The sequence below is a fragment of the Streptomyces sp. NPDC039462 genome (genome assembly GCF_055639375.1).
Genome location: NZ_JBVKAO010000006.1, coordinates 55,788 through 77,177, shown reverse-complemented (window position 1 = coordinate 77,177; position 21,390 = coordinate 55,788). Strand labels below are relative to the sequence as shown.

General features: G+C 70.5%; 20 protein-coding genes and 1 pseudogene. 13 read left to right on the top strand and 8 right to left on the bottom strand.

The features are described from left to right. Positions 1-48: 48 nt before the first annotated feature. Positions 49-1,020, top strand: a complete 972-nt coding sequence (locus tag ACZ7LU_RS28680; protein ID WP_471918414.1) for a helix-turn-helix transcriptional regulator — start codon at positions 49-51, stop codon at positions 1,018-1,020. An 18-nt stretch (positions 1,021-1,038) separates the two neighbouring features. Here the strand turns inward: ACZ7LU_RS28680 and ACZ7LU_RS28675 are convergent, their stop codons facing one another. Further along, positions 1,039-1,965: an SDR family oxidoreductase gene (locus ACZ7LU_RS28675; RefSeq protein WP_471918413.1), complete on the bottom strand. Its 927-nt coding sequence runs from the start codon at positions 1,963-1,965 to the stop codon at positions 1,039-1,041. Positions 1,966-2,099: 134 nt separating this feature from the next. On the opposite strand from ACZ7LU_RS28675, the gene ACZ7LU_RS28670 reads away from it, so the two are divergent. Next, entirely contained in the window at positions 2,100-2,621 is a 522-nt protein-coding gene (locus tag ACZ7LU_RS28670; protein ID WP_471918602.1) for a DUF4240 domain-containing protein, read from the top strand. Between the two features lie 21 nt (positions 2,622-2,642). On the opposite strand, the gene ACZ7LU_RS28665 is transcribed toward ACZ7LU_RS28670, so the two are convergent. Next, positions 2,643-3,449: an SDR family NAD(P)-dependent oxidoreductase gene (locus ACZ7LU_RS28665; RefSeq protein WP_471918412.1), complete on the bottom strand. Its 807-nt coding sequence runs from the start codon at positions 3,447-3,449 to the stop codon at positions 2,643-2,645. An 82-nt stretch (positions 3,450-3,531) separates the two neighbouring features. Between ACZ7LU_RS28665 and ACZ7LU_RS28660 the strand changes: the two genes are divergently transcribed. Beyond that, positions 3,532-4,200, top strand: a complete 669-nt coding sequence (locus tag ACZ7LU_RS28660; protein WP_471918411.1) for a TetR family transcriptional regulator — start codon at positions 3,532-3,534, stop codon at positions 4,198-4,200. Between the two features lie 3 nt (positions 4,201-4,203). Here the strand turns inward: ACZ7LU_RS28660 and ACZ7LU_RS28655 are convergent, their stop codons facing one another. Then, positions 4,204-5,337 carry a PP2C family protein-serine/threonine phosphatase gene (locus tag ACZ7LU_RS28655; RefSeq protein ID WP_398296948.1) on the bottom strand — a complete coding sequence of 378 codons (1,134 nt, stop codon included), beginning with the start codon at positions 5,335-5,337 and terminating at the stop codon, positions 4,204-4,206. Between the two features lie 65 nt (positions 5,338-5,402). After that, on the bottom strand, positions 5,403-5,891 hold the full coding sequence (locus ACZ7LU_RS28650) for a GNAT family N-acetyltransferase (protein ID WP_471918410.1): 489 nt from the start codon (positions 5,889-5,891) through the stop codon (positions 5,403-5,405). 77 nt (positions 5,892-5,968) lie between these two features. Here ACZ7LU_RS28650 and ACZ7LU_RS28645 point away from each other — a divergent pair, with 77 nt between their 5' ends. Next, positions 5,969-6,883: a TIGR01777 family oxidoreductase gene (locus ACZ7LU_RS28645; protein ID WP_471918409.1), complete on the top strand. Its 915-nt coding sequence runs from the start codon at positions 5,969-5,971 to the stop codon at positions 6,881-6,883. Positions 6,884-7,144: 261 nt separating this feature from the next. Then, positions 7,145-8,431 carry an NAD(P)/FAD-dependent oxidoreductase gene (locus ACZ7LU_RS28640; protein WP_471918408.1) on the top strand — a complete coding sequence of 429 codons (1,287 nt, stop codon included), beginning with the start codon at positions 7,145-7,147 and terminating at the stop codon, positions 8,429-8,431. 72 nt (positions 8,432-8,503) lie between these two features. Here the strand turns inward: ACZ7LU_RS28640 and ACZ7LU_RS28635 are convergent, their stop codons facing one another. Further along, positions 8,504-9,949 (bottom strand): regulator, encoded by a 1,446-nt coding sequence (locus ACZ7LU_RS28635; RefSeq protein ID WP_471918407.1) that lies wholly within the window; start codon positions 9,947-9,949, stop codon positions 8,504-8,506. A gap of 217 nt (positions 9,950-10,166) precedes the next feature. On the opposite strand from ACZ7LU_RS28635, the gene lipB reads away from it, so the two are divergent. From lipB to ACZ7LU_RS28610, 5 genes are all read left to right on the top strand, one after another. Then, positions 10,167-10,964 (top strand): lipoyl(octanoyl) transferase LipB, encoded by a 798-nt coding sequence (gene lipB / locus ACZ7LU_RS28630; RefSeq protein ID WP_398296958.1) that lies wholly within the window; start codon positions 10,167-10,169, stop codon positions 10,962-10,964. Positions 10,965-11,156: 192 nt separating this feature from the next. Beyond that, positions 11,157-12,122, top strand: a complete 966-nt coding sequence (locus tag ACZ7LU_RS28625) for a lipoyl synthase (RefSeq protein ID WP_398296960.1) — start codon at positions 11,157-11,159, stop codon at positions 12,120-12,122. Between the two features lie 362 nt (positions 12,123-12,484). Continuing rightward, positions 12,485-12,691 (top strand): SCO2195 family GlnR-regulated protein, encoded by a 207-nt coding sequence (locus ACZ7LU_RS28620; protein WP_365367177.1) that lies wholly within the window; start codon positions 12,485-12,487, stop codon positions 12,689-12,691. Between the two features lie 30 nt (positions 12,692-12,721). Continuing rightward, positions 12,722-13,429 carry a DUF4191 domain-containing protein gene (locus tag ACZ7LU_RS28615; RefSeq protein ID WP_398296962.1) on the top strand — a complete coding sequence of 236 codons (708 nt, stop codon included), beginning with the start codon at positions 12,722-12,724 and terminating at the stop codon, positions 13,427-13,429. 300 nt (positions 13,430-13,729) lie between these two features. Next, the gene (locus tag ACZ7LU_RS28610; RefSeq protein WP_471112150.1) at positions 13,730-14,401 is read left to right on the top strand and encodes a UdgX family uracil-DNA binding protein; all 672 of its coding nucleotides are present in this window, start codon (positions 13,730-13,732) and stop codon (positions 14,399-14,401) included. 14 nt (positions 14,402-14,415) lie between these two features. Here ACZ7LU_RS28610 and ACZ7LU_RS28605 read toward each other — a convergent pair whose 3' ends face one another. After that, positions 14,416-14,883, bottom strand: coding sequence for an RDD family protein (locus tag ACZ7LU_RS28605; protein WP_398296966.1), 468 nt, complete (start codon positions 14,881-14,883; stop codon positions 14,416-14,418). A 303-nt stretch (positions 14,884-15,186) separates the two neighbouring features. Here ACZ7LU_RS28605 and glnA point away from each other — a divergent pair, with 303 nt between their 5' ends. Beyond that, entirely contained in the window at positions 15,187-16,596 is a 1,410-nt protein-coding gene (glnA, locus tag ACZ7LU_RS28600) for a type I glutamate--ammonia ligase (protein ID WP_398298442.1), read from the top strand. Between the two features lie 334 nt (positions 16,597-16,930). Here the strand turns inward: glnA and ACZ7LU_RS28595 are convergent, their stop codons facing one another. After that, positions 16,931-18,385, bottom strand: coding sequence for a 5'-methylthioadenosine/S-adenosylhomocysteine nucleosidase family protein (locus ACZ7LU_RS28595; RefSeq protein ID WP_471918406.1), 1,455 nt, complete (start codon positions 18,383-18,385; stop codon positions 16,931-16,933). Positions 18,386-18,536: 151 nt separating this feature from the next. On the opposite strand from ACZ7LU_RS28595, the gene ACZ7LU_RS28590 reads away from it, so the two are divergent. Beyond that, complete coding sequence (locus tag ACZ7LU_RS28590; RefSeq protein ID WP_471918405.1) at positions 18,537-19,052, top strand: hypothetical protein; 516 nt, start codon at positions 18,537-18,539, stop codon at positions 19,050-19,052. Between the two features lie 121 nt (positions 19,053-19,173). Then, on the top strand, positions 19,174-19,977 hold the full coding sequence (locus ACZ7LU_RS28585; protein WP_471918404.1) for a hypothetical protein: 804 nt from the start codon (positions 19,174-19,176) through the stop codon (positions 19,975-19,977). A 526-nt stretch (positions 19,978-20,503) separates the two neighbouring features. Here ACZ7LU_RS28585 and ACZ7LU_RS28580 read toward each other — a convergent pair. Continuing rightward, positions 20,504-21,366: pseudogene (locus ACZ7LU_RS28580) on the bottom strand (DUF3631 domain-containing protein); the annotation flags it as partial. Positions 21,367-21,390 lie beyond the last annotated feature (24 nt).

Sequence of the window (21,390 nt, the reverse complement as noted above, 5' to 3'; positions counted from 1 at the left end):
CGCGGTGAACGGGCGGGCGGGTGTTTGCGTGGGCGGCATCATGGACCCATGCGCGCTGCCCGCCTCATCAAGATGGTGCTCCTGCTCCAGGCACGGCCCTCCATGACGGCCGCCGAGCTGGCCGCGGAGCTCGAGGTGTCCGAGCGGACCATCACGCGCGACGCGCAGGCGCTGTCCGAGGCGGGCGTGCCCGTCTACGCGGACCGGGGGCGCACCGGCGGCTACCGGCTGGTCGGCGGCTACCGCACCCGCCTGACCGGGCTCGGCCGCAGCGAGGCCGAGGCGCTCTTCCTCTCCGGGGTGCCGGGCGCGCTGCGCGAGATGGGGCTCGCGGACGCGGCGTCCGCGGCCCGGCTCAAGGTGTCGGCGGCGCTCATGCCGTCGCTGCGGGACGCCTCGCAGAACGCCTCGCAGCGGTTCCACCTGGACGCGCCGGGCTGGTTCAAGGAGACGCCCGCCCCGGAGCTGCTGCCCGCGGTGGCGGACGCGGTCTGGGACGACCGGTGCGTGACGGCCCGCTACCGCCGCCAGGAGGCCGAGGTGGAGCGGGAGTTGGAGCCGTACGGCCTCGTGCTCAAGGCGGGCGTCTGGTACTTGTGCGCGCGGGTGCCGGACTCCGGGACGTACCGCGTGTACCGCATCGACCGGTTCACCGCGGTGGAGGCCGGTGAGGAGCGGTTCGTGCGGGACGAGGAGTTCGACCTGCCGGGGTTCTGGGAGGAGCGGGCGGCGCAGTTCGCGCGGGCGATCCTGCGGGCCGAGGTCGTGGTGCGGCTCTCCGAGGCTGGCGTGCGGCAGCTGCCGTACGCCACCGACCGCGTCGTCGCCCGCGAGGGGATGGAGTCGGCGGGCGAGCCGGACGCGGCGGGCCGGGTGACGGTCACCCTGCCCGTCGAGAACGAGGACGTGGCGTACACGCAGCTCATGGCGCTCGGCCCGGAGGTGGAGGTGCTGGAGCCGCCGAGCCTGCGCGCCCGCTTCGCGGACGCCGCGGCGCGTGCGGCGGCGCTCTACCGCTGACGCTCTCCTGCCGAGGCCCTACCGGTAGCCGGTGACGTCCGCCGTGGGGCTCTCCTGGTCGACCTCCGTGATGTACCGCCAGGCGTCGGGCCGCGAGCCGTCCACGTCCGTGAAGCCGTACTCCTTGGCGAGGCCGCCGCTGGAGAGCGACGCGCCGTTGTGGCGGGCCACCTCGGGGTCGGCGGCGAGCGCGACGAGGGCCCGGCCGACGAACGTCGGCGTCTCGGAGATCGCGAAGTGCGGGTTCTGCTCGCAGCCCGCGAGCCAGTTCTCCTCCGTCACCTTGAAATGGGTGTCGAGCATCGCTTCGGAGCGCAGCCAGCCGGGGGTCAGACAGAGCGCCGTGCAGCCGTACTCCTCGACCTCCTCGGCGAGGTCGCGCGCCATGCGCAGCGGGGCGGCCTTGGCGAGGTCGTAGTAGAAGGGCTTGCGGTAGTGGGGGCCGTTGTACTCCGCGGTGCCGTCGGTGACCTCGACGACGAGGCCGCCGGGGTTCCTGATGAGGAGCGGCAGCGCGTACCGGCTGGTGACGATGTGGGTCTCGATGCCGAGGCGGAGGATGCGCAGCCCCTTGTCGAGGTCGTGCTCCCACATCTTCTTGTCCCACTCGACGTGGATGTCGCCGCCCCAGATGTCGTTGACGAGGATGTCCAGGCGGCCCTGTTCCTCGTCGATCCGGTCGGCGAGGGCCTTCACCTGCTGCGGCTCCAGGTGGTCGGTGGGCACGGCGACGCCCTTGCCGCCGGCCGCGTCGACGAGTTCGGCGGTCTCCTCGATGGTCTCGGTGGTCCGGCCGCTCTCGCTGGCGTGCTCGCGGGTGGTGCGGCCCGTCACGTACACGGTGGCTCCGGCGCGGCCGAGCTCCACGGCCATGGCGCGGCCGGCGCCGCGGGTGGCGCCCGCGACGAGGGCGATCTTCCCGGTCAGGGTCTGGGTGGTGTCCATGCCCGCGAGGCTGCCACCAAAAGGGGACATCTCCTGTCGGTCTTTCCACGGGCATGTGCGCGCATAACGACACAGCCGCATTCCGGCGCACTCCGCGTGCGCCCCCACTCCCCAGGACCGATGCTGGACCCGTGATGGACGAGACGGAGTTCTGGGAGATCGTGGACAGCACCCGCGAGGCCGCCGACGGCGACCCCGAGGACCACGCCGAGCTGCTCGTCGAGAGACTGCTGCAGTCCGACCCGGACTCGGTCCTCGACTTCGCCCGTCACTTCGAGGCCCGCTACAACCGCGCCTACCGCTGGGATCTGTGGGGCGCGGCCTCGGTGCTGCTCGGCGGCGCGAGCGACGACGCCTTCGACTACTTCCGGTGCTGGCTGATCGGGCAGGGCAGGGCGGTCTACGAGGGCGCGGTGCACGACCCGGACGCGCTCGCCGACCTCCTGGACGAGTTCGACGAGGAGCTCGACGGGGACGGCGAGGAGCTCGGCTACGCCGCGGACGAGGCGTACGAGCAGCTCACCGGCCTCGACACCCCGGACCTCGGCATCCCGCCCGCCCCCGCCGAACCGGAGGGCACCCCGTTCGACCTCGAGAACGAGGCGGTGCTCGCGGAGCGGTACCCGAAGCTGTGGGACCGCTTCATGGCCGACTGAGGCCTGCTCGGGGTCCGGCCGTCAGAAGTGCGTGCCGCCGTCGATGCGGATCTCCGTGCCGGTGATGAAGCGGCCGTCGTCCGAGGCGAGCATGGCGACGACGGAGGCGACGGTCTCAGGGCCCGCGAAGCCCTGGCCGAGGGCGGGCGCGAGCTTCACGAACAGGCTCATGTCGGCGTCCTCGGGCAGGCCAGGGCCGACGCTCTGCCTGCTGGCGCCGGAGCCGTCCGTCATGCCGGAGGAGATGGAGCCGGGCTGCACGGCGGTGAAGCGGATGCCCTGCTTGCCGTACTCGGCGGCCAGCGCGTGCGTCATGGACTGGATGCCGCCCTTGCTCGCCGCGTACGCCGCCATGTACGGGTGGGCGAACATCGCGGACGTGGAGCTGAAGTTCACGACGGCGGCGTTGTCGCCCTCGAGCAGGGCGGGGATCGCCTCCCGGATCATCAGGAAGGTGCCGGTGAGGTTGACGCCTATGACCTGGTTGAAGGCGTCGAGGGTGGTCTCGTGGGCGTGCGAGGAGCGCAGGATGCCCGCGGCGTTGACGAGGACGTCCAGACCGCCGAGCGCGGCCGTGGCGGAGGCGACGCCCGCGCGGACCGAGGCCTCTTCGGCGATGTTCACGACCACGGTGGTGAGGCGCTCCGCGTTCGCTCCCGCCTTGGTCGCGGTGTCCTTGAGGCCGTCCTCGCTGACGTCGGCGGCGACGACGCTGCCGCCCTCGGCCAGCATGCGCAGGACGGTCGCCTGGCCGATGCCGGAGCCACCGCCGGTGACCAGGGCGCGGCGCCCCTCGTAACGGTTCAGGGTCTGCGTGGCGCTCTGCATGGCGTACTCCCGCTCTCGCGACTGTGGTGCTTTCCCAATACACGGTACGCCTAGGTGGCACGTTGTGCCACATTGCCTGTTCATGCCTTTCTGGCGCGGTCGGCGTAGGCTTCGGCGCGTGAGCAATCAGTCGCCGACCCCGCCCCTCTCCCTCACGGAGCGCCGCAAGCTGGCCACCCAGCTGGAGATCGCGCACGCCGCGGCCGAGCTCTTCACCGCGCACGGGACCGACGGCACCACGGCCGAGGCCATCGCGGGCCGGGCCGGGGTGGCGCTGCGCACCTTCTACCGGTACTTCCGCACCAAGCAGGACGCGGTGGGCCCGCTGCTCGCCGTCGGCGGGGAACGGTGGCGTGCGCTACTGGCGGGGAGCGAACCGGGCGTGGCACTTCCCGAGGCCCTTCGGGGCGCGATCGCCGAGGCGCTCGCCGCCCGGGACGAGGCCGCCGCGGCCGGGCTGCGGCAGGTCCGCGGGCTGCTCCGCGCGGCCGCCGGCGACCCGGCGCTGCGCGCGGTCTGGTACCGCGTGAACCAGGAGTCGGAGGAACGGCTGCGGCCCGTCGTCGCGGAGCTCGCGGGCGAGGGGGTGCGGCCGCTGGAGGTCCGCGTCGCGGCCGCCGCGGCGACCGACGCGATCCGGATCGCCCTGGAGGTGTGGGCGGAGTCGGACGCGGACGTCACGGGCCCGGGCTGCCCCGCGGAGCTCGCGGCGCGGTGCCTGCGGGGTCTGCTGGGCGGCTGGGACCGCTGACCGTCACGCCTGCTGCGCGGAGGTGAGCGGGCCCGGCGCGAACACCATCATCGTCACGTCGTCCCGTACGCGCCCCGCGTACCGCACCACGTCCGCCCACACCTGCTCCACGAGCCCCGCCGGGTCGTCCAGCAGCGCCGGGTCCGCCTTGAGCAGCGCGGTGAGGCGCTCGTCCAGGGGGTAGAACGCGCCGGACGCGTCCCGTGCCTCGCTCACGCCGTCGGTCAGGCCGAACAGCAGGTCACCGGCGAGCAGCGGCACGGTCAGGCCCTCGGGCGGGGCGACGCCCGCGATGCCCAGGCCGAGCGGCGCGCCGGCGGTCACGTCCAGCTCGGTGACCTCGGGGCCGCGCAGCAGCAGGGGCGGCGGGTGTCCGCAGGAGACGACGCGTACGACGGAGGCGTCGTCGGGGAACTCCAGGAGCACCGCCGTCGCGAACAGTTCGGCGTGCTCCTCGCCCTCGGAGTCCACGACGAGCCTGCGGTCGAGCTGGGCGGCGACCCCTTCCAGGTCCGCCTTGTCGATGACCGCCTCGCGGAACGCGCCGAGCAGCGCGGCGACCGTGCCGACCGCCTCCAGGCCGTGGCCCCGCACGTCGCCGATGAGGGCGCGCACCCCGTGCGGCCCTCTGCGTACGTCGAAGAAGTCGCCGCCGACCAGCGACTCGTGCTCCGCCGCCTGGTACAGGCCCGCGAACCGCACCCTGCCGACCCGTTCCGGCAGCGGTGGGAGGACCGCGAACTGGGCCGCCTCGGCGACCGTGCGGACGGTCACGAGCTGGGCCTCGCGGCGGCTGCGCACCCAGGCGAAGAGCACGCTGAGCACCGCGATGAAGGTGATCGTCAGCGCGTCGCTGTTGCCCGGGTGGCCGAGGCCGAAGTGCGGCAGGGAGAGCAGCAGGACCACGACGCCCCCGACGAGGGCCGTCGCCGCGGGTCCGTACGACAGGGCGGCCAGCGGCGGGACGGCCGCGACCAGGAAGCTGAGGTCGAGCGTCTTCGGGGTGACCAGCTGGACGAGGACGATCGCGAGGAGGAGCAGCGGCGGGGGCCAGCGCACCCAGGGCGGGGGCGGTGTGCCACGCAGCAGCCAGTCGCGCTGTTCCGCGTCTCGCCGTCTGGCCGCAGCCCTGATCATCCCTTCACGCTCCTACGGCCGCGGCGCCCCCGCACGCCGGGCAGGTCCGTCGGGTCATTCGCCGGTCAGAGGGGACGGCCCATGAGGACGTCGTCGACGTACGCGCCGTCCAGCAGGAACTCGCCGGGCAGCACGCCCTCGATGACGAAGCCCTCCGCCTCGTAGAGCTTGCGGGCAGGGGTGTTGTGGCCGAGGACCCGCAGGGTGATGCGCACCGCGCCCTGGCGGCGGGCCTCGTCCATGGCCGCCCGGAGCAGCCGTCTGCCGACGCCCCGGCCGCGCACCTCCTCGGCGACGACGAAGCCCTGGATCTGGCGCACGTGCGCGTTGACGAGCAGCGGGGTGGGGAAGCCGAGCTTCACATAGCCGACGATCCGCCCGTCCACCTCGCCGACCAGGTGGTCGCGGGGCCCGAAGCGGTCGTTGAAGAAGGAGTCATAGGGCGGCTCGGGGCGGGGCTGGACCGCGTGCAGCGTGGACCAGGTGGCACGGTCGAGACGGGCGAGCGCGTCGTCGTCCTCGGGCCGTGCGGTACGTATGTGCATGTCCGGCATGACGCCACTGTACGGCGGCCGGATCGCCGCCACGTCGGCCGCGTGGAGCGGGCGCCCGCGCGGTTTCCCGGGGCAGGATGGAACGCATGGAAACCACACACTCGCGCGTCGCCGTGACCGGCGCCTCCGGGCTCATCGGTACGGCGCTGACGCGCTCCCTGACCGCCGACGGGCACGACGTGGTGCGGTTGGTGCGCAGGGCGCCACGGGGCAAGGACGAGGTGCGCTGGGACCCCCAGGAGGGGTTCGTCGACAAGGCCGGGCTCGCGGGCTGCACCGCGGTCGTCAATCTGGCGGGCGCGGGCATCGGGGACCACCGCTGGACGGCCGCCTACAAGCGGGAGCTCAGGGACAGCAGGGTGCTCGGCACCGGCACGCTCGCCGCCGCCGTGGCCTCGCTGGACGAGCCGCCGCGGGTGTTCGTGAACGCCAGCGCGATCGGCTACTACGGAGACACCGGCTCGCGGGCGGTGGACGAGGGCGCCCCGGCCGGGAGGGGCTTCCTGCCGTCGCTGTGCGTGGAGTGGGAGGCCGCCGCGGCCGCGGCCCAGGAGGCCGGCATCCGTACCGTCTTCGCCCGCAACGGCCTCGTGGTCGGCCGCGGGGGCGGTGCCTGGGGCCGGCTCTTCCCGCTCTTCAAGGCGGGGCTCGGCGGGCGCCTCGGCGACGGCCGGCAGTACTGGAGCCACATCTCCCTGCACGACGAGGTGGCCGCGCTGCGGCACCTGATCGACACGGAGACGCTGTCGGGCCCGTTCAACCTCACGGCGCCCGAGCCGCGCACCAACCGCGAGGTGACGGCGGCGATGGGGCGGGTGCTGCGCAGGCCCACCCTCCTCACCGCGCCCGCGCCCGCGCTGCGTGTGGTGCTCGGCGAGATGGCGGGGGACGTCCTCGGCAGCCAGCGGGTGCTCCCGACGCGGCTCCTGGAGTCCGGCTTCACCTTCGCCTTCCCCGGCATCGAGGAGTCGATCCGGGCGGCGCTGAGGTGAGCCGCCCGGGCCGGCCGCGGTGACCGGACGCGGCCGCTCCGGGGCGGGTGCCGACGCGGATGTCTCCGGCGTACGCCCCTGACGGAAAGGGACCGAAGGCCTCCGGACGTGACCACTGTGCGACCGGCGTGCGACCGTGCCCGGTCGATGCGCGACTCCTTCTGACCGGAACCCCTCCTACCCTCGTGCCGAACTCGGGTATTCCGGAGCCCTGTTGGGGGCATCAGCAACCCAGCAGCCGCGCGACCTCGGGAGGGGCACGTGCCAGAGCATGCGCACCATGCGGATGTCGTCATCGTGGGAGCCGGGGTCGCCGGGCTCTCGGCAGCGCACCGGCTGACCAGCGCCGGTGTCATGACCGTGGTCCTGGAGGCCGCCCCTTACGTCGGCGGCCGGATGTCGACCGAGAAGATCGACGGATTCCGGCTCGACAGAATCGGCCAGCTCCTCACCACGTCGTATCCGGAACTGCGCAGGACCCCGGGACTCGACTCCCTCGTCCTGCGCCCCTTCGCGCCCGGCCTCCTCGTGCACAGCGAGGGCCGCAGGCACCGTGCCGTCGAGCGGCTGCCCGGACGGAGCGCAAGGGGCGCACTCACGGCGGCGCGCGCCCTTACGAGCGCCCCCCTGGACCAGGCCCGGCTCGGCGCCGCCCTCGCCCGCATCGCCGCGACCCCCGTCGAGCGCCTCCTGGCCCGGCCCGAACTCCCGGCGGCGGACGCGCTCTCCGCGCGCGGGCTGCCCGCCCGCACGATCGACGGCTTCCTGCGCCCGCTGCTCTCCGCGCTCCTCTGCGACGCGGGCCTGACCACGTCGAGCCGGTGCGCGGACCTCGCCCTGCACGCCTTCGCCCGCGGCCGCCTCTGCCTGCCGGAAGGCGGCGCGGACGTCCTGCCCGAGCTCCTCGCCGCGGCCCTGCCGCCCGGCGTGGTCCGCACCGGCGTCCGCGTCACCTCGGTCTCCACGAGCTCCGTCAGGACCGCCGAGCACGGCGAGATCGCCTGCCGCGCCGTCCTCCTCGCCACCGACGCGCGCGCCGCCGCCGACCTCCTGCCCGGCCTGCGCGTGCCGCCCTTCCACGAGGTCACGGTGGTCCACCACACGGCACCCGAGCCGCCGCTCGACGGGCCCGCGCTGCTCCTGGACGCGGACCGTGCGGGCCCGGTCGCCCACACCGCGGTCATCAGCCGGGTCGACCCGTCGCGCGCGCCCGCCGACCGCGTCCTCGTCTCCTCCACGGTCCTCGGCCCACCGCCGGACGAGCCCGCCGTCCGCGCGCACCTCGCCACGCTGTACGGGACGCCGACCGACCGCTGGGAGACGCTCGCCGTCCACCACACCCGCGAGGCCGTGCCCGCGATGCCGCCCCCGCACGACGTGCGGCGCCCGGTGCGGCTGCTCTCCGGGCTCTACGTCTGCGGCGACCACCGCGACACCAGCACCGTCCAGGGCGCCCTGCACTCGGGGCGGCGCGCGGCCCACGCCGTCCTCACCGACTTCGGCATCGACTCCTCGTACACCCAGGAGCCCCTGCCCACCGCCGCCTGACCCTCCGACCCCCGGTCCCGCTCCCCCGGAAGCCCCCGCGCCCCCCCACGCGGGGGCTTCTCCCCGTGCGCCTCACCCCAGCGCGGCGACCTTGTCCCGGTATCCCCGCACCGGGGCCGCGTCGCGGTAGGGCTCAAGACGGCGCTCGAATTCGCGTACGTACTCGTGCGCCCGCGCGGACCGCATCTCCCCCGCCGCCTGCGCCGCCTCGGCACCCAGCTGGCAGGCGGCCTCCAGCTCGCCGAGGCCGAGCCGCGCGGTGGCGAGGACGACCCGGCAGAACAGCCGGCTGCGCGCGAAGGCGGGGGTGCGCAGCTGGAGGGAGCGCTCGGCGTACTGGGCCGCCGCGCGGTACTGCTGGAGGTCGCGGTAGCTGTGCCCCAGCTCGTCCGCCAGCTGTGCCTCGTCGAAGAACCGTGCCCAGTACGGCACCTCGTCGCCGGGCCGCGCCGCCTCGAGGGACCGCTCGGCCCGGCCGAGCGCCGCGGTGCAGGCCCGCACCTCGCCCAGCACCCCGTGCCCGCGCGCCTCGGCGGCGTACAGCAGGGCCTGCACGACGTGCGGCGCCGAGGAGCCGACGCCCTGCTGGGCGACCCGCGCGAGCTGCACGGCCTCGCGCCCGTGGCCGAGGTAGACGGCCTGGCGGCTCATCGTGACCAGGACGTACGAGCCGTACGCCCGGTCGCCCGCGGCCTGCGCCAGGCGCAGCGCCTGGACGTAGTACCGCTGGGCGAGGCCGTGGGCCGCGATGTCGTACGAGGTCCAGCCCGCGAGGCGGGTCAGGTCGGCGGCGGCCGCGAAGAGCCGTCGCCCGGCCTGCTCGCCGTAGACGCCGCGCAGCATCGGCTCGGCCTCGTGCTCCAGATAGCGGACGAGGGCCTGCCGGGCGTGCCCGCCGCCGTACGCGTGGTCGAGCGCGCGGAAGAGCTCGCCCACGGAGCGCAGCGCGGCGATGTCGCCGCTGCTGACCCGCTGTCCCGGGCCGCGCTCGGGGCCCTGCCGCTGCCGGGGCACGCCGGGGCGGCCCTGGGCGGGCACGCGCGCGTGGGACGGGTCGACGTCCCCGCGTCCGACGCGTTCGTCGGCGCGGCCGATCAGCCAGTCCCGGCTCGGCACCACGAGTCCGGCCGGGGTGAACGCGATCTTCCGTAGCTCCGCGTGGCTTCCGGAGTCCTTGCGCCACAGTCCGCCGACGATGTCGACGGCCTCCTCGGGGGTGGCCGCGAATTCAAGACCGGCGTACACCGGAGCGCACGCGTCGAGCCCGAGGTCCTGCGCGGAAAGGCGCCGGCCGAGGCGTCTCGTGAAGACCTCGGCGATCAGCGCGGGTGTGGTGCCCCTGGGCTGCTGGCCGCGGAGCCAGCGGGTCACGGATGTCTTGTCGTACCGCAGGTCCAGGCCGTGCTCGAGACCCAGTTGGTCGACGCGGCGGGCAAGGCCCGCATTGGAGAATCCGGCTTCCGAGATGAGAGCGGCTAGCTGGCGGTTGGGAGTGCGCTGCGGGGGTCGTTCCGTCATCGGCTGTGCGGTCTCCTGCCTTTCGGGCCTGCCTTGAGCAGCCCTTATGGCCTCGTGAACGGCGTGAATGTAACGGCCGTCACAGCCTGCGGAGGCGCCTTCTCCGGCCATTCATCCGATCGTGTGAGGAACCCGGGCCGAGGTTGCCGACGGAGGGGGGCCGTACAGTGGCAGGGGCGCGATATGTGCACGATGAATGTTCAGGGAGGCACCTGCCGTGAGTGAGTTTCGGTTCGTCCGGCTGGGCTTCGGCCCGGACTTCGTGGAGTACCAGGAGGCGTGGGACGAGCAGCGCCGTGTGCACGCCGCCCGCTTCGCCGACGAGGTCCCGGACACCTGCCTGCTCCTGGAGCACCCGCCGGTCTACACCGCGGGCCGCCGCACCGAGGACAGCGAGCGCCCGCTGGACGGCACTCCCGTCATCGACGTGGACCGCGGCGGCAAGATCACCTGGCACGGCCCCGGCCAGCTGGTGGGCTATCCGATCCAGAAGCTGCCGCGCCCGGTGGACGTCGTGGCGCACGTGCGCCGCCTGGAAGAGGCGCTGATCCGGACGTGCGCGGAGTTCGGCCTCGAGACCACGCGCGTGGAGGGCCGCAGCGGCGTGTGGGTCCTCGGCGACCCGGTGGAGCAGCGCCCCGCGCTCGGCGGGCTCTCCTTGGACTTCGACCCGCGCCTCCAGGACGACGAGTTCGACGCCCGGTTCAACGGCCCGGAGTACGCCCCGTCCAACGCGGGCCAGCGCCGCGAGGACCGCAAGATCGCGGCCATCGGCATCCGGGTCGCCAAGGGCGTCACGATGCACGGCTTCTCGCTGAACGTGAACCCGGACAACACGTGGTTCGACCGGATCATCCCGTGCGGCATCCGCGACGCGGGCGTCACGTCCCTCGCGTACGAGCTGGACCGCGAGATCACCATCGCCGACGTGCTGCCGGTCGCCGAGCGGCACCTGCGGGACGTCCTGGAGAACGCGGAGCTCAAGCCGCGCGTCGTGGAGCCCGCCTCCGCATAGGGACGCCCCGGGCGCGGGGAACGCACCCCGGGCACAGGGCGGCCCCGGGCGCGGGGAACGCACCCCGGCACAGGGCCACTCCGGCCGCCGGGGAATGCACCCCGTTGGCCAGAGGTTGGCCGGAAGTAAGCCCCATGACATCACGGGCGTACCCTGGTGGACGCCGAAGAATCGAAGCTACAGGGAGCCGATGTGTCCGCAGTCGCACCCGACGGACGCAAGATGCTGCGCCTGGAGGTCCGGAACGCCCAGACCCCCATTGAGCGCAAGCCCGAGTGGATCAAGACCCGGGCGAAGATGGGCCCCGAGTACAACGCCCTCCAGAAACTCGTGAAGAGCGAGGGTCTGCACACGGTCTGCCAGGAGGCGGGCTGTCCGAACATCTACGAGTGCTGGGAGGACCGCGAGGCCACGTTCCTCATCGGCGGCGACCAGTGCACCCGGCGATGTGACTTCTGCCAGATCGACACCGGCAAGCCGCAGGCCCTCGACCGCGACGAGCCGCGCCGCGTCGGCGAGTCCGTCGTCACGATGGACCTGAACTACGCCACGATCACCGGCGTCGCCCGCGACGACCTGGAGGACGGCGGCGCCTGGCTGTACGCCGAGACGGTGCGCCAGATCCACGCCATGACGGCGGAGCGCGCCGAGGGCTACACCAAGGTCGAGCTCCTCATCCCCGACTTCAACGCCGACCCCGACCAGCTCGCCGAGGTCTTCTCGTCGCGCCCCGAGGTCCTCGGGCACAACGTCGAGACGGTGCCGCGCATCTTCAAGCGCATCCGCCCCGGCTTCCGTTACGAGCGGTCCCTCGAGGTCATCACGAAGGCCCGCGAGGCCGGCCTGGTCACCAAGTCCAACCTGATCCTGGGCATGGGCGAGACCCGCGAAGAGGTCAGCGAGGCGCTGCGCCAGCTGCACGAGGCGGGCACCGAGCTCGTCACCATCACCCAGTACCTGCGTCCCACGCCGCGCCACCACCCCGTGGAGCGCTGGGTGAAGCCCGCAGAGTTCGTGGAGCTGAAGGAGGAGGCCGAGCAGATCGGCTTCTCCGGCGTGATGTCGGGCCCGCTGGTCCGCTCCTCGTACCGCGCGGGCCGCCTGTACCAGATGGCGATCGAGAAGCGCGGAGCGTACGTGGCGTCGCAGGCGGTGTGACACCGGCACGTGCCGGGCGCGGGCCGGTGTGACACCGGCACGTGTCGCGCACGGAGCGACTGTGTGAATCGGCGCACAAGCGCCTACCACCCGGTACTGGCCGTAATGACGCGGCCCATACGATCCCCGCAGGTGAACGGGACCGTATGGGCCGCGTCAGCGTTTTGGGCCCCCGTATCAAGGTTTCATCGGCGTTTGACCGGTCGGTCACGTCCTGGTAACACCAATCAGTGACCCTGGTACTACCGCACGTAGAGCCTTACCCATAGCCCAGCGTCACCCCGTAGCTCAGCTTTACCCGTAGCCCAGCCTCATCCATAGCCGCTCCCCCCACCCGAGCCGCTCTCCAGGAGGGCCCCATCATGCAGGCCGCGCCCGTTCGCGCCACCGCCATCCCGTCCGTCTCCACCGCCCTGCGCGCCGTCGAGTCGCTGCTGATGAGCGGCGGCCAGCGCACCGCACGGCGCAACGCCTGGACTTCCGTCCTGGAGGACCGGCGCCGCGCCAAGGACCGGGTCGAGGCTCTGCGGGTACTCGAAGAGACCGTGACGACAACCCGCACGTCGTAGTTGCCTCCGGGGCCACGTAGACTTCTCGGCATGGCGAGGAAGGAAACCACCGCGGCGGATGCGGCCGCGGAGCCAGGGCGACTCAAGCAGATCGCTCTGACCTACAAGATGACCCGGCGGGCCGACTCCAAGATCGGTCTCATCATCGCGGCTGTGGGAATCGTCGTCTTTGGCGTCTTCCTCGCGATCGGCTTCTGGGTGGGTCACCCGATCTACCTGGGCATTCTCGGCTTCCTGCTCGCCTTCCTCGCGATGGCGATCGTCTTCGGACGCAGGGCCGAGCGCGCCGCCTTCGGGCAGATGGAGGGCCAGCCCGGTGCGGCGGCCGCGGTGCTCGACAAGATCGGCCGCGGCTGGACGACGACCCCCGCGGTCGCGATGAACCGCAGCCAGGACGTGGTGCACCGCACCGTCGGCAAGGCCGGCATCGTCCTGGTCGCGGAGGGCAACCCGAACCGCGTGAAGGGCCTGCTGGCCGCCGAGAAGAAGAAGATGGCCCGCATCGTGGCGGACGTCCCGGTGCACGACGTCATCGTCGGCACCACCGAGGGCACCGTCTCGCTGAAGAAGCTGCGCACGACGCTCCTGAAGCTGCCGCGCGTCCTCACGGGCCCGCAGGTCACCGCGACGAATGACCGTCTGCGGGCGATGGGGGACCTCATGTCGAACATGCCGTTGCCGAAGGGGCCGATGCCGAAGGGCATGCGGATGCCTCGCGGCGGCCCGAAGATGAAGTAGCGGACGGCTTCTCCCTTTCTGGCGTCACCTTCTTACGCTGGACGAAGGCCCCGGAACCGATGGGTTCCGGGGCCTTCGTGCGTCCGTTGGCCGGTGCGCGGGCCCGCTGGGACGCTGGCGGGAGGGAGGCGCGCCATGCCTAACAGGAACCAGACGGGCGGGAACCGGTCGGACAGGAACCAGACGGGCGGGAGCCAGACGGGCAGGAACCGGTCGGGCGGGAACCGGTCGGACAGGGCACGGTCGGACGGGGCACGGTCGGACGGGGCACGGAAGGGGTCCGACGGGGCTTCGGCCTACGTGCCCGCGCGGGGCGGGATCCCCGCGCTCCGCCGAGCGGCCGCCGACTGCCGCGGCTGCCCGTTGTACGCGGACGCGACGCAGACCGTCTTCGGCGCCGGCCCCGCCCATGCCCGCCTCATGCTGGTCGGAGAGCAGCCGGGCGACCAGGAGGACCGGGCCGGCGAGCCGTTCGTGGGCCCGGCCGGGCGCCTGCTCCGTTCGGCGCTGGGCGAGGCGGGGATCGAGGAGGACCAGGCGTACCTCACCAACGCGGTCAAGCACTTCAAGTTCGCGCCGGTCTCCGAGGGCCGCAAACGCCGTATCCACAAGGCGCCCAGCCTCGGCGAGCTGACCGCGTGCCGCCCGTGGCTGGCGGCTGAGCTACGGCGGGTGGACCCGGAACTGGTCGTGGCGCTCGGCGCGACGGCGGGCAAGTCCTTGCTGGGCAGTTCTTTCAAGGTGACAGAGGCGCGGGGAGCACTGCTCACCCTTCCGACGGGCAGGGGGCCGGAGTCGGAGTTGCCGCTTGCGGCCACCGGGGAGGAGGCGGAGGAGGACGGCCGGCGCCTCCTCGCCACCGTGCACCCTTCGGCGGTGCTCCGCGCGAAGGACAGGGACGAGGCGTACGCGGGACTTGTGTCGGACCTACGGGTGGCAGCCCGATTCCTTCAGGGGACGAACCACTCGTAGAGGACGATCCTGGATCAGATGCGGATCTGGATGGCGCGGGAGAGGCGGTCGTGGAGGCCGCGGCCGTCGCGGTCCCAGATCAGGGCGGGGATGACGAGGCAGAGCAGGATGCCGCGGACCAGGACCCAGCCCGGCGCGAGCCGCCCGCCGCCCTCGGCGATGACGCGCAGCCGGAAGAGGGCCTTGCCCGGGGTGCAGCCGACCGTGGCGACGGTCAGCACGCTCATGACGAAGAAGATGCCGAGGGCCCAGTTGCCCAGCGCCTGCTGGTCACCGCCGGCGAACAGACCGTATGCGATGAGCATGCACAGGCCCCAGTCGACGGCGATGGCGCCGATGCGGCGGCCGGGACGGGCGATCGACCCCGGTCCCTCCTCGGGCAGGCCGAGTTGCTGACCCCGGTATCCGAAGTCGACACCGGCTTCCTCGGCGGCCGCGCGGGGGCCGGACAGCCACGATCCGATTGCTTGCCTCTTGTCCACCCGTCAAAGGTACTGCGCCCCTTGTTCCACGGGGGTGGGCGGGGTGTTCCCCGGGGACGGGCGGGATGTTTCCCGGAGGTGGGCGGGGCCGAACACAAGACCGCATACGCCGGACACGGAGCTGAGCCCGCCGGATACGCCCCGCCCTCCGGTTAACTTCGACGAAACAAATGGGTCATGCTTGAGAAATCCCCCGTCCTTATGGTCGGGTCCCAGCGTGTGCCACCGCACTGGCCGCACGACGAGCTGCAACCCGAGCTGCAACCCCGTCCCGCCCCGGGCGGGAGTAGGAGGAGTTGGATGTTGTTCCAGAACGCCGACGACGCGAAGAAGTTCATCGCGGACGAGGACGTCAAGTTCATCGACGTCCGCTTCTGCGACCTGCCCGGTGTGATGCAGCACTTCACGATCCCGGCGGCGGCGTTCGACCCGGACGAGGAGCTGGCCTTCGACGGTTCGTCGATCCGTGGCTTCCAGGCCATCCACGAGTCCGACATGGCGCTGCGCGCCGACCTGTCGACGGCTCGCGTGGACCCCTTCCGCCGCGACAAGACCGTCAACATCAACTTCTTCATCCACGACCCGATCACGGGCGAGCAGTACAGCCGTGACCCGCGGAACGTGGCGAAGAAGGCGGAGGCGTACCTCGCCTCGACCGGCATCGCCGACACGGCGTACTTCGGCCCCGAGGCCGAGTTCTACGTCTTCGACAACGTCCGCTTCCAGACGTCGGCGAACGAGAGCTTCTACCACATCGACTCCGAGGCCGGCGCCTGGAACACCGGTGCGGTCGAGAACAACCGCGGCTACAAGGTCCGCTACAAGGGTGGTTACTTCCCGGCCCCGCCGGTCGACCACTTCGCGGACCTGCGCGCCGAGATCTCCCTGGAGCTGGACAAGAACGGCCTTCAGGTCGAGCGCCAGCACCACGAGGTGGGCACGGCGGGCCAGGCCGAGATCAACTACAAGTTCAACACGCTGCTCGCCGCGGCCGACGACCTGATGCTCTTCAAGTACATCGTGAAGAACGTCGCCTGGCGCAACGAGAAGACCGCGACGTTCATGCCGAAGCCGATCTTCGGCGACAACGGTTCGGGCATGCACGTCCACCAGTCGCTGTGGTCGAACGGCGACCCGCTCTTCTACGACGAGCAGGGTTACGCGGGCCTCTCGGACACCGCCCGCTACTACATCGGCGGCATCCTCAAGCACGCCCCGTCGCTGCTGGCCTTCACGAACCCGACGGTGAACTCCTACCACCGCCTGGTCCCCGGCTTCGAGGCCCCGGTCAACCTGGTCTACTCGCAGCGCAACCGCTCGGCGGCCATGCGTATCCCGATCACGGGCTCGAACCCGAAGGCCAAGCGCGTCGAGTTCCGCGCGCCGGACCCGTCCTCGAACCCGTACCTCGCCTTCTCCGCGCTGCTCCTGGCGGGCCTCGACGGCGTCAAGAACAAGATCGAGCCGGCCGAGCCGATCGACAAGGACCTCTACGAGCTCGCCCCCGAGGAGCACGCGGGCGTCCCCCAGGTCCCGACCTCCCTCCCCGCGGTCCTCGACGCCCTCGAGGCGGACAACGAGTACCTCCAGGCGGGCGGCGTCTTCACGTCCGACCTGATCGAGACGTGGATCGACTACAAGCGCACGAACGAAATCGCCCCGATCCAGCTCCGCCCGCACCCGCACGAGTTCGAGCTTTACTTCGACATCTAAAGGGCGGGGCCGGGTGGCCTTGGCCGGAGGCCCGGGAACGTGACGTGACCTGCGGAAACACTCTCCAGTGTTTCTCATTGGTGCGGCTCGTTTTCCAGGCTCTTGTCCACCAGGTGTGCACCGGTCCGGCAGGTCTCTGACTGGACATCAGAATCATCGGTGAGGGCTGCTTCCCTGATTATCAGGGAAGCAGCCCTCACCGCTATGCCGACTACTTGAAGACGACCGATCCGTCACATTATGGCTCGTGCGTCACCGTTCGCTCGCGCAACAAGCACCGTTCAACACCGGTTGAGCCGATGCCTGACCAGGGGCAATCTACCGGCGGGGCCAATCAACGGCGAGTGCGAGGAGTGTGGAAGGAATAGACCAGCCGAGCAGCCAACTCCTCGGCCAATTCCGAGCCGTGTCTGGCAGCCGCCGCGGCAGTGACGGCTTCCTCAGGCACAACCTCAATGGGCGCATCGATAGCGCGGAACCCGGCGGAATTGGGATTCACTTCGCTGAGGCGCTCAACGGTGACCAGTCTGGTGTTCTCAATGGCCGCCGCCGGCGCGTAAGACGGAGCCGACGGCACGTCAATGGCCACCAAAAGAGCCAGTAGAGCCGCGATCCGCTGGCGGGCGTGCTCCTCGTCAAGCACGTATGTGAGTCCTGGGTGCGGAAGCGATTCCCAGGCACTGCGCTGCCCTGACTTTGTGATGGCCAGCCCAGCCGAACGACCACGCGGATCAGCAACACTCACCACAACCATGTCAGCCGAGTCGTGGGCTTCTACCCGTTCGAGGTTCGTGAAGAACCCCTCCGAGCGTCCCAGACCAAGCAGGTCAGCCGCCAGCTTTCGCATACGCGCCGCAGGCACCCTGTTGGCTACATGTACGGGAACCAGGTGAAGCTCAAGCACAGATGGACCACTGGTGTATGCGCTCCCGGGGACTAGGTCTTTGTGCCAGGACACTTCGACCGGTTCGTCGAGCGGTTGCCAGGTCAGCTCGTCAATGGGGCCTTGCGATCTGGCGCCTGAAGGAACGTCCACAGGCGTGAGCTGAGCGATGACTTCTGCCAGAAACAACGCAGCGTTCTGTGCGGCGATCTGCTGCACGCCAGCAGCATCGGTGTCCTTTTTCGTTCCGTCCGCTCGATCACTGACTCCTCGGATCATCAGGTGAGGCACGGCTCGAGCCTTGTGAGCGGCGCTAGCGAAGCCAGCACCTTCCATCTCCACTGCGACGGCACCGTTGTAGTACTGATCCAGGAACACGCGCAGGGGCGACTCCCGCGGAGCATTGAGGACGACATCACCAGCGACGATGGGCTTGAAATGCACAGCGGTTGCAGTTCGTGCCCCATCAGTGAGCTTGTCTCTCCAAGCACCAACATTGGCTACGTACTGGGCCACCTGTTGCAGCGAGTACGTGGCTTCCCAGCTCCGCGGCCGGGCCTTGAACCCGTCCAGGTCCTGCTTACCTCCGTGATACGCGTATACCTCGGTGGCGACCACGACATCTCCTGGAGAGATGTCCTCCTTCAGCGCCCCAGCGATCCCCACGAACAGAACCGCTCGCGGCTGGACGAAGCTGACAGCCCGTTCAGTGATCACCGCCGCGGAGTCGTTACCAGGGCCGGTGGACGCCAAGTACACGGTGGACGACGTCCCCGAGAGTCGCCCGCGCTCAAAGACGGTCCCAACATGGTCAACACGCTGAGGATCTTCGATCAGGCGGCGTACAGCTTGATACTCCAAGGGCAGCGCCGTAAGCACTACGATCTTGTCCGATGCCTCGTCCATCTCATCCCCTTGCCCAGAGTCCCTCTGCGGTGCAGCCTCTCTGCGGAGTCCGCCCCTCGGCGTTCATACCGTAGGTTCAACGACCGCGTGTGAATGGGTGAACGGTGGCGTGTCGTGAAATGAGGGGGAAGCAGTGGCTAGTAACAGCGAAATGAGCGAGAGCGCCCTACTCCTCGCTGAGTACGCCCAGCTCAAAGACGAGCAGCGAGCGCGCATCGGCTTCCGCGACAACCTGCTGTACGTAACACTTGCAGCAGCCACGGCCATAACAGCCGTCACTCTGCAGACCAACCACCCACAACTGATGTTGGCCCTGCCAATCGTGTGCGTCGTGCTCGGGTGGACCTACTTGGTCAACGACGAAAAAATCTCTGCGATCGGGCGATACATCCGTACAGAAATGGCACCCCGACTCTCGATCGCTACAAGCACAGGCGGCCAACTGTTCGGCTGGGAAACGTTCCATCGCAGCGATACCAAGCGGGTGTCGCGCAAGGTCACACAAACGGTGGTTGATCTGACTGCCTTCCTCGTCACTCCCATCGCCGCACTCGTCGCCTTCTGGTCCTCCGGAACAGGCAATGCCCTGCTGACCACCGCATCCATCTTGGAGGCTGCTTCGCTCGTCGGCCTAAGCATCCAATTCCTGCGCTATGCCGAGCGATGATCGTCATGTCGTGGGTGGATGGTTTCGGTCGAACTGCGGGACGACAGGGGCCCGCAACTGGTGCGTGTCGCTCAGGACTTCCCATTCCGCCCAACCGTCATTGCCGCGATGATGTCTCATCATGAAGGAACTCGTTGTCGCCCTGGTCGCCGCGGTGTTCGGGCTGGCCGGCACGGTCGTCGGTGCAGCTCTGTCAGCGCGGGCTGCGAAGAAGGGAGCCGTGCTCAGTGCACAGGTCACCTTGCAGCAAGTTCACGACCAAGCCACAGTCGATCAAGCCCACTGGCTTCGGCAACAGCGGCTTCAAGCGTACGAAGCCTTCCTAGAAGCTTGGGACGAGTGCCTGCGCCTCATTGACTCCGTGGGTCTGCCGGGAGACTCCGAATCGCCGGGAGCCAACCCCCTGAAGGAAGCCGCCGGCCGCATGGCAGAACGTGCACGGCGGATCGACATCCTTGGAGCGGCCGAGGTGGCTCGGGCGGCGGAAGAACTCGCCGACAGCATCCGGCGTGACGTGGGCACAGCCACCAAACTCAAGGAACTCACAGAGTCAACACTTCCGACAGCGACCGACCGGATGACCAACGAGACAGCACCAGCAATGGCCGCCGCTTCGGAAGCCATGCGAGAAGCCAGGACACAGATGCAAGAGCTCGTGATGGAGGCAGATGAGAGCGGTCGACCGCTCCACGAGGATCCGCGGACAGCATCGATATTCGAGAGCTTCGAGAGAGTCCAGGAGCTCGCCAACACTGCGATTTCCCGTGCGAACGAGGATGGCGACAGGTTCGAGACATTCCTCGACCGAGCGACCGTGATCGTCGATGAACTGAGGCGCAGCCAGGAAGCCCGCGCAGGGATTCGTGAGCGGTTCACGACCGCCGCGAGGCACACGCTCGCTGCCACAGCACCACCATCTCCATAGCGAAGACCCGCAGAGGGTGAGGCTGTGTCGTCTCCCCTCGAGCGCCTTGGGCGAGAAACTCGCCTTGGCCCCAGCCCCGCACCCGGCACACGCAACCCGAGCCGCGCCGCGCAGAACGTCGCCGCAGCCGACCTCACGCTCACCGTCGAGGTTCTCGCCCGAATCGCTGAGATCGCGCCCGACGACGGCCCCGGCAAACGTCTGGACTGGCACCCACCCCACCAAACACCTGCCCGGGCGCCTGCAACTTGCTGCTGTTCGTCGGTCCAGGCCGAGCCATCCCCGGCGGCGGGCGGGATGGAGGTCGCTGCTGTCGTTGTCGGGCATCGCGATGCTCCCATGGCAGGGGTTGGTGGGGTGTCGCATCCGTTGCATGCGTCGCGTGTCTGGTCAGCACAGGTACGGACAGCCGGGCAGGTACGGATACGTCCGTCCCGGTGAGAGAGTCCGTCCCGCACTGACCTGCGCGGGGACGGATGCGACGCAGTGATACGGACTACGGCCCAAGTGCATTAAGCGGGTGGGGTCAGAGAGTTCGCTTCGGCCTCGAAAAGCCGGCGGGCGGGCCGACGGGCAGCGAGCCCGACGGCGCTGCGGGCGGCATACCTTGCGTCGGGTGTGCAGGAGCGGTGTCGTGTGCGGGCTCGCGCGTGGCGTCCGCCTGGACGAGGTCGGGGCAATGGCGTGCCCAAGCGTCCAGGAATCGGTTACGCGCGTACGCCTTGGCCTGCCTGCCCTGGTCGACGCGGTAGTTGGCCGGGCCGATGCCGAAGACCCGCAGCAGGTTGCCCAGGTGGTAGGCGTTGAGCCCCTTGACGCCATACTCCGCCCACGAGCGTTCGTGTCCTGAATCAGGGCGGCGACCAGATCCAGCGTGGGCAGAGCCTCGCAGTTGTTCACGCGCTCAAAGACGCGGTGGATGTCGCGGAGCAGCCGCGTCTTCAGGCTGGTCTGCTCGTCCTGGACGGCCTCGTGCCTGGTCATGGCGAGACAGGCGGCACGGGCCTGGTCGGGCCAGTGGCCGCCAGCCAGGTCAGCGATGATGACCAGCGGCTCCCAGGTGTCCGCTGCACGGTCCTCCACCGGCATCGCCGGAACCATGCGGGCGGCCGTGCCCCGCAGCGGGCCCAACCAGGCAGCCAACCGTTCACGCAGCGAATTGAGTTCGGGCGCCGCGTACCGCGACCGGAACGGGGCGACCTTCTCACCGGGCTTGCGCTTCTGCATCCGCAGGACGACCGACCGGTCCGTGATCGTGTCCGGCAGATCGCCGGTCCCTGCGATCGCCGCCATCGCGAAGGGGGGGGAACGACGTGAGCTGTGCTCCGGGCCTGAGATCCGCCAGGCGGGCCGGCTGCGCTGGTGGCCGGCGTTCAGCAGGCCGCGCAGGGTCGCGGCTGGCCTTGGGACGGA